General features: G+C 41.5%; 12 protein-coding genes and 1 pseudogene. 6 read left to right on the top strand and 7 right to left on the bottom strand.

Going from position 1 to position 12,296, the window contains the following annotated elements; all coding sequences use genetic code 11:
* Positions 1 to 111 (top strand): annotated as a pseudogene (locus FTV31_RS13500) (IS982 family transposase); the annotation flags it as partial.
* Between the two features lie 50 nt (positions 112 to 161).
* Here FTV31_RS13500 and tsaA read toward each other — a convergent pair.
* Positions 162 to 869, bottom strand: coding sequence for a tRNA (N6-threonylcarbamoyladenosine(37)-N6)-methyltransferase TrmO (tsaA, locus tag FTV31_RS13495; protein WP_180015315.1), 708 nt, complete (start codon positions 867 to 869; stop codon positions 162 to 164).
* Positions 870 to 974: 105 nt separating this feature from the next.
* On the opposite strand from tsaA, the gene FTV31_RS13490 reads away from it, so the two are divergent.
* Positions 975 to 1,754 carry a ferredoxin--NADP reductase gene (locus FTV31_RS13490; RefSeq protein WP_005236496.1) on the top strand — a complete coding sequence of 260 codons (780 nt, stop codon included), beginning with the start codon at positions 975 to 977 and terminating at the stop codon, positions 1,752 to 1,754.
* Between the two features lie 367 nt (positions 1,755 to 2,121).
* Positions 2,122 to 4,536, top strand: a complete 2,415-nt coding sequence (locus FTV31_RS13485) for a membrane-bound PQQ-dependent dehydrogenase, glucose/quinate/shikimate family (protein ID WP_180015313.1) — start codon at positions 2,122 to 2,124, stop codon at positions 4,534 to 4,536.
* Between the two features lie 70 nt (positions 4,537 to 4,606).
* Here FTV31_RS13485 and FTV31_RS13480 read toward each other — a convergent pair whose 3' ends face one another.
* The 3 genes from FTV31_RS13480 to FTV31_RS13470 all read right to left on the bottom strand — a co-directional run bounded on the left by FTV31_RS13480 (position 4,607) and on the right by FTV31_RS13470 (position 5,873).
* A complete protein-coding gene (locus FTV31_RS13480; protein ID WP_180015311.1) occupies positions 4,607 to 4,789 on the bottom strand; it encodes a hypothetical protein in 183 nt (60 codons plus the stop codon).
* 18 nt (positions 4,790 to 4,807) lie between these two features.
* The gene (locus FTV31_RS13475; protein WP_180015309.1) at positions 4,808 to 5,059 is read right to left on the bottom strand and encodes a hypothetical protein; all 252 of its coding nucleotides are present in this window, start codon (positions 5,057 to 5,059) and stop codon (positions 4,808 to 4,810) included.
* Positions 5,060 to 5,249: 190 nt separating this feature from the next.
* Positions 5,250 to 5,873 (bottom strand): cation transporter, encoded by a 624-nt coding sequence (locus FTV31_RS13470; protein WP_180015307.1) that lies wholly within the window; start codon positions 5,871 to 5,873, stop codon positions 5,250 to 5,252.
* Between the two features lie 85 nt (positions 5,874 to 5,958).
* On the opposite strand from FTV31_RS13470, the gene FTV31_RS13465 reads away from it, so the two are divergent.
* From FTV31_RS13465 to FTV31_RS13455, 3 genes are all read left to right on the top strand, one after another.
* Entirely contained in the window at positions 5,959 to 6,369 is a 411-nt protein-coding gene (locus FTV31_RS13465) for a Cd(II)/Pb(II)-responsive transcriptional regulator (RefSeq protein WP_180015305.1), read from the top strand.
* A gap of 151 nt (positions 6,370 to 6,520) precedes the next feature.
* Positions 6,521 to 7,912, top strand: a complete 1,392-nt coding sequence (gene yegQ, locus FTV31_RS13460) for a tRNA 5-hydroxyuridine modification protein YegQ (protein ID WP_373686993.1) — start codon at positions 6,521 to 6,523, stop codon at positions 7,910 to 7,912.
* A 3-nt stretch (positions 7,913 to 7,915) separates the two neighbouring features.
* Complete coding sequence (locus tag FTV31_RS13455; protein ID WP_159123203.1) at positions 7,916 to 8,170, top strand: YfhL family 4Fe-4S dicluster ferredoxin; 255 nt, start codon at positions 7,916 to 7,918, stop codon at positions 8,168 to 8,170.
* Positions 8,171 to 8,416: 246 nt separating this feature from the next.
* On the opposite strand, the gene ahpF is transcribed toward FTV31_RS13455, so the two are convergent.
* The 3 genes from ahpF to FTV31_RS13440 form a co-directional block, all read right to left on the bottom strand.
* Entirely contained in the window at positions 8,417 to 9,982 is a 1,566-nt protein-coding gene (ahpF, locus tag FTV31_RS13450; protein ID WP_180015301.1) for an alkyl hydroperoxide reductase subunit F, read from the bottom strand.
* Between the two features lie 225 nt (positions 9,983 to 10,207).
* Entirely contained in the window at positions 10,208 to 11,125 is a 918-nt protein-coding gene (locus tag FTV31_RS13445) for a hypothetical protein (RefSeq protein WP_180015299.1), read from the bottom strand.
* A gap of 37 nt (positions 11,126 to 11,162) precedes the next feature.
* Positions 11,163 to 12,296: a toxic anion resistance protein gene (locus FTV31_RS13440; RefSeq protein WP_179993421.1), complete on the bottom strand. Its 1,134-nt coding sequence runs from the start codon at positions 12,294 to 12,296 to the stop codon at positions 11,163 to 11,165.

Genomic DNA, 12,296 nt, shown 5'->3' with positions numbered 1-12,296 from the left:
AAAGCACGTAGTCTTCATGGATTTCTGAGTGGAATTTACGCCTCACTATGTGCATATCAATTAACCCATCAAAATAAGCCAACAATTCAAATTAAGGAATCATCGGCTTAAGCAGGATCCGGGTTAAATAATTAACTCTTAGATATACAAAGTAGAAACTTTTATATTATTTCTAAAATGTAAGTACTATTTGTAGTGACCTTAAATTTCACATCCAAATCCGCAAACTTCATTCCATAAACTCGGTTCTCATCATCCTGATATGCCGGCCTAGGATCGAGAGATAAGACAGCTTCAAGTTCTTCTAGCAATTGAGCAGATATTTTTCCTTTTTCTAATAATAATTTTTTTTGCTGTTCAGCGTTCTCACTCCAAATCACGGGCTTACGTGATGGTTCATCCTGTGCATAGCCACTTTGTGCATCAATCACTGCATCCGAATATTGAATATAAGGTTTAATGTCTATAATCGGCGTTCCATCTAACAGGTCGCTTCCTGCGACATAAACCCGGACATTTTTACCGACTTTTTCGACACGATTTAATTTCACGACTGATAAACCAATGGGTGCAGGACGGTACATACTACGCGTAGCAAATACACCTATTTTCTTGTTACCGCCTAAACGTGGTGGTCGAACCTGCGGACGAAACTGCTGGCTCTGCTGATTTTTATTGTTATGAAACTGCCAGACTAACCAGAGATGACTAAACTCTTCGATACCTTCAAATGCGAGTAAATCATTATATGGGCCAGTCATTTCAATATAGCTTTCAACCTGTACCAAATTAGGCTGACGCGGGATGCCAAACTTTTCTTTATAGGGAGAATGCATATAGCCAATAATCGGCAGAGTAAGTTCGGTCATAATCACTTTTTTTGATAAGCTCAATTAAATATATTCAGTTTATAGAGAATGAATTTAGATTAGAATAGCAACCTGTTCTAATTTGATAACTTATTGAGACCTTTAATGGCTGCTTTTAACGTCGAAAAGATTACTCACGTCCACCATTGGAATGACACTTTATTCTCTTTTAAAACGACTCGTGACACTGCATTACGTTTTAAAAACGGTCAGTTTGTGATGATCGGCCTTGAGGTCAATGGCAAGCCTTTAATGCGTGCGTATTCAATCGCAAGTGCAAACTATGAAGAAGAGCTAGAGTTTTTCTCTATTAAAGTGCCAGATGGTCCTCTTACTTCTATTCTACAAAAAGTTAAAGTTGGCGACGAAATCCTGGTTTCTAAAAAACCGACAGGTACCTTGGTTCTTGATGACTTAAACCCGGGTAAAAACTTGTACCTGCTTTCTTCGGGTACTGGTCTTGCACCTTTCCTTTCTGTAATCCGTGATCCAGAAACCTATGAACGTTTTGAAAAAATCATCGTGGTTCATGGTACACGTTTCATCTCAGAACTGGCTTATCAAGATTTGATTTTGAACGAAATTCCAAACCATGAATTCTTCGGTGAATTGGGCGCTAAAGAAAAATTAGTGTATTATCCAACTGTTACTCGTGAAGAGTTCCATACTCAAGGTCGTGTAACCACTGCGATTGAATCTGGTCAATTATTCGAGAAAATCGGACTGCCACGTTTCAACCCTGAAACTGACCGTGCAATGCTATGTGGTTCTCCTGCATTCCTGGACGATGTTGCTGCACTGCTGGACCAACACGGTCTGAAAGAATCTCCACGTATGGGCGTTCTGGGCGATTACGTGATTGAGCGTGCATTCGTTGAAAAATAATCTAAATTCCTTTGCAATCTCAAAACGCATGCTTTAAGCATGCGTTTTTTATATCCAGTAAGTCTTAATCTGAAAGAATTAACCCAAGCTATTCTTTACTTAAAATTTTTTATAATCAGGACACTTAGAAAAATATAATTGTTTAAAACAATAAAATAAATGATAAATATCAATACTCACATTATATTTTTTAGTCAAAAAATCTTCTTAAATGTTAGAATATGTAACTGTAATTGATTTCTCATGAGGATTTATCCTCGCTAAAGACTTAGTTACATAAACTCTGTAAACTTTTAATTCGATCTATTTAGATCCCATTCTCCTGTTTCACCGTTTATGCAACCAAGCCGTTTTTTATAGGCAAGGTATGAGCACTGAACAACCCTCCTCTATCGAGCGTACAGGGTCTAAAGTCTATCGCTATTTTGTAGTGATATTGACTTTACTCGTTGCGCTGTACTTGATCATTCAAGGCGCTAAATTACTCAGCCTCGGTGGTACAAGTTATTATCTCATCGCAGGGATTGCCTATGTTGCAATCGCCATTTTCTATGCGATGAAAAAAGCCCTTGGTTTCTGGCTTTCTATTATTACTTTTATTGCAACCATCTTCTGGGCGATTGCTGAAGTTCAAGGTTTGAGCTTCTGGCAATATATTCCACGTCTGGTGGTTCCAACTATTCTGTTTGTCCTCAGCATGTGGGCAAGCAAAAGCCTGCCAGCACTTGATGCTGCAAAAATCAAAGCTGCCAATCTTGTTGGCTTTGCCGGTTTCTTTGCCTGTGTCGCAGCCCTGATTGCTGCTTTCTTCCCACACGGCAAAATCCTCAATCCTGTTGATATCGTACAAGACCCTGCACTGGCTAAACCTAATGCAGAAAACCCGGATAACTGGGAATATTTCGGTCGTAATGGTAACGGTACCCGCTTTGCACCTTACACTGACATTACCCCTGAAAATGTCAAAGATCTGAAAGTGGCTTGGACTTATCACACTGGTCGTGATACCTCTGCTGGTGTCGATGAAAATACACCAATCCAGATTGGCAGTACTTTATATTCATGTACACCGACTAACATCATTTCAGCAATTGATGGTGACAGTGGTAAAGCACTTTGGAAATATGATCCACATGCAAAAACTGCAGAACATATCACTTGTCGTGGTGTCGGTTACTATGATGCAACTAAAGATAAATCTTTAACTGCAGCAGACCTACAAGCACCTAGTATTAAAGCTTGTCCACAACGTATCCTGACTTCTACTGTTGATGGCCGTTTAATTGCCTTAAATGCTAAAACTGGTGCTTTATGTCCAGAATTTGGTGTGAATGGTCAAGTCGATGTTCTGCATGACATGGGTCCTACTGAACAAAGTAAACGTTACCACCCAACTTCTACTCCACTCATTGCGGGTCATGTTGCCGTATTAGGTGGCTGGGTACGTGATATTGTGCATGGCGAACCGTCTGGTGTCGTACGTGCCTATGACGTTCGTACTGGTAAACTGGCCTGGGCTTGGGATGTGGGTAATCCTGAACTGGTTGGTGAACCTAAAGATGGCAAAGGCTTTACTTTAGAAACACCAAACATGTGGACCATCCCGACTTATGACAAAGACCTGAATCTGGTTTACTTACCTACAGGTAATGGTCCTCCTGACTACTGGGGTGGTGACCGTAACGGAGCCAAAGAAAAATTTGGTTCTGCCATTGTTGCCGTAAATGCTTTGACTGGTAAAACTGTTTGGTCTTATCAAACTGTTCACCATGATGTCTGGGATTATGACTTGCCGTCACAACCTGTACTTTATGACATGACTGATGATCATGGCAAAAAAGTTCCAGCGTTGATTCAAACTACCAAAATGGGTCAAATCTTCGTTCTTGACCGCCGTACTGGTAAACCAGTGACTAAAGTTGAAGAACGTCCAGTCGACACCAATGGTGCTGAAGGCGAAAAACTTTCTCCTACCCAACCATTCTCTGTTGGCATGCCACAAATTGGTAATGCAACATTGACTGAACAGGATATGTGGGGTATCTCAACCTTTGACCAATTAGCATGTCGTATCGACTTTAAAGACTCTGTCTATAACGGTCTCTACACTGCACCGGGCGAAAAACCATATATCGAATGGCCTAGCCTGCTTGGTGGTTTCAACTGGGGTGGTATCTCCATTGACGAATCTACGGGTATGATGTACGTCAACGATATGCGCATGCCACTGCGTATGTCATTGGTTCGTAAAGAAGATATGAGCAAATACCATATCTCAACTGACGAAGTACCAGGATTCATGGGTACAGTACGTCCACAATTGGCTGGTCCTTATGCGGGTGTGAAAATTGACATCATGCAGTCTAAACTGGGTGTTCCTTGTAACAAACCACCGTTTGGTACCATGACAGCCATCGACTTGAAATCTAAAAAAGTCGTTTGGGAAGTGCCTATGGGTACAGCGAAAGAATTGGGTCCATTAGGTGTTAAAACCCATATGCCAATTCCTTTAGGTATGCCTACACTGGGTGGTCCTACTTCAACCGCTTCTGGTCTGGTGTTCTTCGCAGGTACTCAGGATTATTACCTACGTGCGTTGGATTCAAAAACTGGTAAAGAAGTGTGGAAAGCTGAGCTTCCTGTGGCTGCTGTTGCTGCACCGCTGATTTATAAATCTCCAAAAACTGGCAAACAATATGTTGTGATTTCTGCAGGTGGTGCAAGCCATTCTAAAGATGTTGGTGACTATATCATTGCCTTTGCTTTACCTGATCAAAAATAATTTTTTGATGGATAAAGAAAAAACCGAAGCTTAGGCTTCGGTTTTTTATATGCAGCATATTGAAAATAAATTAACGATTTACGCCTTCCTGATTTGCAGAACCAGAACAGCCTGCGCCACCACCGATAATAAAACCGCTTTCTGCTTTACATGAACCAATCATACGGCCATGTGAGTCAAATGTAGTCACTGTTGATGCACAACCAGTTAGTACAATAGTCGCTGCTAATGCAATAAGTGCTGATAATTTCATGATATTCCCCTCTATGATTTATGGTGCTAAATGAATCTGATTTTGACTTGGTGGTACTGGCAATAAACCTGTCTTGGCATCCACCGTATTGTAGTTCACGCCAATTGCATTGCCTGATCCATTACAATGAGCACTAGCACCTGAAAGCAGACCACGCGTAGCTTTACATGATCCAATCACCTGACCCGATGCATCATAAGTGACGACCATAGAACTACAGCCAGTCATCAGTACAATAGTTGAAAGTGAAAATAGTTTTATGAAGCTCATTGCTCCCCCTCAAAAACACTAAAAAATTTAAATTGTTTAGTTATATGAATCTTTTCTAAATTTCGCGCATGATTCTTCCTAAATTTAATACATTTGTAAAGCTTTATTTTTCATCTATTTTTTAGACTTATGGCTAATAAAAAAGCTGCCTGATCAGCAGCTTTTTCATAATTAAATTTAATATTAAGGATCAGACTGACTCATGCTTCAATACTCGTTCAGCTAGAGCCTGTTTCACCACATGATATCCAGCACTTAAGCCAAGACTCGCCATAATGATTGCAACAATAATATCTGGCCATAGACTGCCAGTGCCAAAGACTCCCACTGCTGCAAAAATGACGGCCACATTGCCGATCGCATCATTACGGCTGCACAACCAGACTGATTTCATATTGGCATCGCCATCCCGGAAAGCATATAAAATTATGGCTGTGACAACGTTTGCGATTAAGGCCAATACCCCGATGATCCCCATCGTAATGGCTTCAGGTGGAATACCTTGCATAAAGGCATAAATCACTTTGCCAATGACGACCAGACCAAATACTGCCATGGTCAATCCTTTAATCAGAGCAACTGTTGCACGCCAATACAGACTTGCGCCAATCACCGCCAGAGAAATACCATAATTCACAGCATCGCCAAAGAAATCTAGCGCATCTGCCCATAAGGCCGATGAATGTGCATAAGCACCGCCGATCAGCTCCACACCAAATAAGGTCAGGTTAATCAATAATGCAATCCATAAAGCTGTTCTAAATTTGCTATTAGGTTTGGGCGGCGCGGGTTCATGACTACAACTACAGGCCATATTATTCTCCGATGATTTTTTATCCTGAATGCGATAAAGTCATTAGAAACTATGGAGTCACTCCAAGGTCAAGCCCGAGGTATTTATGTCACATTATTTGATTTCTGATATAGCCAAGAAAACTGATTTAAGCACTGATACTATTCGATTTTATGAGAAAAGAGGTTTGATTCAGCCGAATTTTCGAGCAAGTAACCAGTATCGCTATTATGGTGAAGGAGCCTTAAAACGCTTGATTTTTATCAAACGCTGTCGTGCTTTAGGCATGTCTTTAAAAGAAATCGAATACCTGATTCAGCTGGAACAGAATCCTGAACAGGATTGCTGTGAAGTTAACCAGATGATTGATCAGCACCTTATAGATATTTCAAATAAAATTAAAGAATTACAATTATTTAAACAGCAGTTAATGGCGCTTCGCGAAAGCTGTAATACCCCAACCACGATTAATCATTGCCAGATTTTGAAAACACTGGAATCTATTGAAAATAGCTGAAATATTTATGGATATTTTAAATCGTTTACTGTTTATCTTTTAACTTGAAATTGAGTTAAATTATGCCAATTCCGAGTTATTTACTAGGTTGAATCCTGATTTTAGATGACTAGAATAAAGACGTACTTTTTATATGTCTTTCGATTTTATCATGAGCATTTCTCACGTTACTGAACTTCTCTCACCTGCTGGCTCCCTAAAAAACATGCGTTATGCCTTTGCTTATGGTGCAGATGCAGTCTATGCTGGCCAGCCACGTTATAGCTTGCGTGTTCGTAATAATGAATTTGACCATGACAATCTGGCGATTGGCATCAAAGAAGCGCATAAGCTTGGCAAAAAGTTCTATGTCGTGGTGAATATTCAACCACATAACTCCAAACTGAAAAATTTTATTCGTGACCTTGAGCCAGTCGTGGCGATGCAGCCAGATGCACTGATCATGTCCGATCCTGGTCTGATCATGCTGGTACGTGAGCATTTCCCGCACATGGACATTCACCTGTCTGTACAGGCCAATGCCGTGAACTGGGCGACCGTGAAATTCTGGAAGAATATGGGACTTACTCGTGTGATTTTGTCACGTGAACTGTCCATTGAAGAAATTGAAGAAATCAAACAGCAAGTCCCAGATATGGAGATTGAAGTCTTCGTTCATGGCGCACTGTGCATGGCCTATTCTGGCCGTTGCATGCTGTCTGGTTATATGAATAAGCGCGATGCTAATCAGGGTGCCTGTACCAATGCCTGTCGCTGGGAATACAAGGTATTGAATGCCAAAGAAGATGAAACGGGCGATGTGATCCCGGTTAAAAATATTGATTCTGGCTGTTGTTCAAAAGATATGGATGAAAGCCATAAAATCGCTCAACACCAGTTTGATAAACCCGTGTTATTGCAACGTAATGACGAAGATATGTTTGCTGCCGAAGAAGATGAACATGGCACCTATTTCATGAATTCCAAAGACCTGCGTGCTGTACAGCATGTGGAACGCCTGACCAAGATTGGCGTGCATTCACTGAAAATTGAAGGCCGTACCAAATCTTATTTTTATTGTGCGCGTACTGCCCAGATTTACCGTAAAGCCATTGATGATGCACTAGCAGGGAAACCTTTTGATCCCTCACTCATGACCCAACTAGAAGGTCTGGCAAACCGTGGCTATACCGAAGGTTTCCTACGCCGCCACGTACATAGTGAATATCAAAACTATGAAAATGGTTCATCGAGTTTCGATCATCAGCAGTTCTGCGGGGAAGTGTTAGAGCGTAATGGCGACTATATCAAGATTGATGTGAAAAACCGTTTTGTCGTTGGTGATTCACTAGAGTTGATGACCACTAAAGGCAACATCACTTTTACCTTGACGGAGATCAAAGACCGTAAAGGTAATCTGATTGAAGATGCTAAAGGTTCAGGTCATATCGTTGAAATTCCAGTTCCAGCAGATGTCGATATGCAGTATGCCTTGCTGATCCGTAATCTGCCATCATCATCTGTAGACATTTCAGCCTCTTCATTGGCTTATCAGGCGAGTTAAAAAATGGCGCTCTTGATTACCGATAAATGTATCAACTGTGATATGTGCTTACCGGAATGCCCAAATGAAGCAATTTATGAGGGCGAGAAGTTTTATGAAATTGATGTCAATCGTTGTACCGAGTGTGTGGGTTTCTATGATCATCAAACCTGTATTGCCGTCTGTCCGATTGAATGCATTGTGCCGCATCCCGAGCATCGGGAAACGCAAGAACAATTAATGGAGAAATTTAAAGGTTTGAATCTGTTCAAAGCTTGAATGATGCATGAAGTCTTATGACTTCATCTAAGAACAACCTTGGAGAAAGATAAAAATAAGGGTTGAAAACAAAAACTGTCCAGAGGAAAGGAACAGCTAAAAGCGATTGGGGACGCTTTTGGCTGATCTAACAATAACTAAAAAAAGGAACCCGGGTGTTAGCGTCCTGAGTTCCTATAAAGCGAAAATAATAATAGGCGTTTGAAATAAGCACCTGGAATGTGGGGATTCCAGGTGCTCTTTTTTTTACTGACCAGAACGGATGATGTAATCAAAGGCAGATAATGATGCTTTGGCACCTTCACCAGTCGCGATGATGATCTGTTTGTAAGGAACAGTGGTACAGTCACCTGCAGCAAACACACCTTTGACATTGGTTTCATTGCGCTCGTTAATCACAATCTCACCACGGTTAGTTAGCTCAACATCGGTTCCTTTCAGGAAGTCAGTGTTTGGCAACAAACCGATCTGAACGAAGATCCCTGCAAGTTCTACTGTGTGCTCTTCATCAGTTGCACGGTCTTTGTATTTCAACGCTGTGACTTGTGAACCATCACCGATCACTTCGGTAGAAAGCGCATTTTTGATTACGGTGGTGTTTGGCAAGCTGTGCAATTTGTCTTGAAGCACTTGGTCAGCACGTAGTTTGGTATCAAACTCAACCAGCGTTACATGCTCAACGATACCCGCAAGGTCAATCGCAGCTTCTACACCGGAGTTACCACCACCGATGACCGCAACACGTTTACCTTTGAACAATGGACCATCACAGTGTGGGCAGTATGCAACGCCACGGGTTTTGTATTCTGCTTCACCTGGAACATTCATTTCTCTCCAGCGTGCACCGGTAGACAGAATGACTGTTTTAGATTCAAGTTTGGCACCATTTTCTAAAGTCACTTCTACCAGACCATTGGCTGTGCTATCTGCACCTTTGATGTCAGAAACACGTTGCAGGTTCATGATGTCAACACCGTATTCACGAACGTGTGCTTCCATTTCAGCGGCAAATTTCGGACCTTGGGTTTTTTGCACTGAGGTATAGTTTTCGATGTCCATGGTATCCATCACCTGACCGCCCATGCGTTCAGCCACGATGCCAGTTTTGATGCCTTTACGTGCTGCATAGATCGCTGCAGTATTCCCTGCAGGTCCGCCACCAATCACCAATACATCAAATGCATCTTTGGCATTCAGTTTTTCCGCATCTTTGGCTGCAGCATTGGTATCCAGTTTGGCAATGATTTCTTCCAGCGTCATACGACCCTGACCGATATGTTCATTGTCTTGGAAGACCATCGGTACGGCCATGATTTTGCGTTCTTCCACTTCGTCCTGAAAGAAAGCACCATCGATCATGGTTGCTGTTGTACCCGGGTTATAGATGGCAATCAGGTTCAATGCCTGAACGACATCCGGACAGTTATGACAGCTGAGTGATACGAATACATCAAAGTCAGATTTGATCCCCAAACCTTTAATTGATTCCAGAACTTCGGCAGAGACTTTTGGTGCATAGCCTGAAGTTTGCAGCAATGCCAGAATCAGGGAAGTAAACTCATGGCCCATCGGCAAGCCTGCAAAGAACACACGAGGCTGTTCACCGGCTTTTGCCACACCAAAGCTTGGTGCACGTTTGTTGGTACCGTCAAAACGGGCAGTCACTAAATCAGAAAGTTGCGCGATTTCCTCAACCAGTTCTTTGATTTTGGCTGATTTGTCAGAGCCATCCAGAGTCGCCACTAATTCAATCGGGCCTTCCAAACGTTCAAGTAGTGTTTTTAATTGAGCTGAAGTATTTTGATCTAACATTGCTAACGTCTCCAAAGGAGTAAGAATTCATTCGATAAGTAGATACTAAGCTAAATCGATAAATAGATAAAATAGTTTGTTTTTATAAATTTGATCGTTTTTATAGATTGTAATTTCTAATTTAATTTTATTTTTTATTATCCCCTAAGCTTCTTGCGCTGGCTCAAAGAAACCGAATATAGATTGGAAAATAAAAATGCTCCTTTTATAGGAGCATTTTTAAGTCTAGAAGATTCGCTGTTCAATACGTAGCGAACGCCCCTTAATTAAATTGGCCAGTGCAAATATGATTAAGCTAAGCAAGGCAAATAAGATGGCAATGCCAATAATGATGACATTGGTAATCTTGCTGACTTGTTCGGCTTGCTGAGCTTGACGATCTACACTTTGTGCCACAGGCGTTAGGCTTTTACCATAGACTTGTTGCTGCATGGTCCAGATCTGTTCCGGTTTAAATCCGTATTGTTCAAACTTATTATCCTGCCGCTCTGCCTCAACTACTTGTGCGACATAAGGTCGAGCTGCAGATAGATCGACAGGCTTATGCAAGAGTGCTGTTTGGGCGAGTAAATAAGATTTCACCGGTGAAGCAATATCGGAATCAACCAGATAACGAGCCACTTCACTATCATTGATATTACTATCGTAATAGACCACTTGCTGATAAGCGTCTTCACGGTCATTTCTCAGGTCATATTGCCAATAAGTCAGTCCTGACCAGATCACGATAAAGGAAATCAGCCAGCCTACAAACTTCAATATGAAAGACTGAAAGCGCACATAGAAGAAGCGAAACTTCTTCAGCAATCCAACCAGAAAAAATGCACCAATAAAAGAGGCAAAGATTTTCAGAATCAGCCAGCCAAACCAGCTTAATAGAGCAAAGAAATAATCCGGACTATCCCCAATACTGGCCAGATTAGCATCGACACTGACTGGTAAATGCAGCTGTTGAAGCTGAGTACTCAGGCCAAAAAAGCCATAAACCATTTCCTGCTGAAAGAATAGACCTATCACGGATGCAATACAGACCGTAGAGGTGGTCAGTCCCAAAAGCATCAAATTACGTTGACGCTTTTTGAGTGCGACGACCCCTTGCTTGATTTCCTGAGGATTTACAGCATATTCATCTAAGGGCGGCAATCTCTACTCCTTTTTTTAGATCTTGGCCCTACTGCATTTAGTTGGGTTTAGATCCACTGGTACTTGATTCAATCACCAAATGATTCAGATTATCTTGTAAGGCTCTTAAACGTACCGTTGCTTCAGTACGTTTCTGTACACCTTCTTTCTGGATCTGAATCACATCATTAACAGTTTTAATGAGGGTATTTTGCACATGTTCAAGCGTTTCAATATCAATAACAGAACGCTGGTTGGCTTTTGCCGTATCGACCGAGTTTTGATGCAATAAATCTGCATTACGGCGTAAAAGCTCATTGGTCGCATCATCAATGGTATTGGCCAGCTGTACGCTGTTCTTCTGTTCATTCAGTGAAATGGCCAGACTGATCTGGTTTTTCCATGCTGGCAATGTGATATTTTTAATGGCATAGAATTTATCCACCAGCATCAGGTTATTGGACTGAATAATCCGGATCATTGGCAAAGTCTGCATCGCAGATTGCTGCAATACCTGTAAATCACTGATGCGTTTTTCAAGATTATTGGCCAGATGATTTAGGTCATAGATTTTTTGCGTGGTGCTCTGATCTTGTGGCAAAGCTGTGAGCGCAGCAATTTCCTGCTGCAATTCCTGTTCACGTAATCGTCCAGCTGCAATATGGATACCCAGCTGCTTGTATTCTTCCTGCACCCCATCGAACATTTTATCTAACGTATCAACGCGTGCTTTTAATCCAGATTGTGAAGTTTCAATTTCCTTGACCAGTACATCAATCTGTTCTTTGGTGGTATTGAAATGCGAGTCAAAGTTATCTTTAACCCCTTTAAACTTGCTGATGATATTGCCCAGAAATCCTGAACTTTTTTTCTTGTTCAAAATACTGCTGGTATTCAGTTGCTGTGCCACTTGCACCACCTGATTCAGCTTTTGACCGGTTGCATCCAGATCTTTGTTCTGTACCAGATTCAGCAATTCATCGGTATAGCTTGAAGTTTTGGTGGCTATATTTTTGCCATATTCGGCCACGCTATTATGACTCATATTCTGCAGTTCTTTACGTGCTGCCAAGACCCCCTGAAAATCGGCAGGCTGCAAGCCCAGCTCTTTGAGATCCATTTGCTGGAACTTCTGTTCAGTCAGTTCAGTTGAGCTTTCGACAGGTAAATTTACTACATCAGATTTGGTCAT

Origin of the sequence: Acinetobacter sp. YH16031 (assembly GCF_013417335.1) — a bacterium.
GTDB lineage: Bacteria > Pseudomonadota > Gammaproteobacteria > Pseudomonadales > Moraxellaceae > Acinetobacter.
The sequence above is the reverse complement of the archived record's forward strand: the minus strand, read 5'-3'. Positions and strand labels throughout refer to the sequence as shown.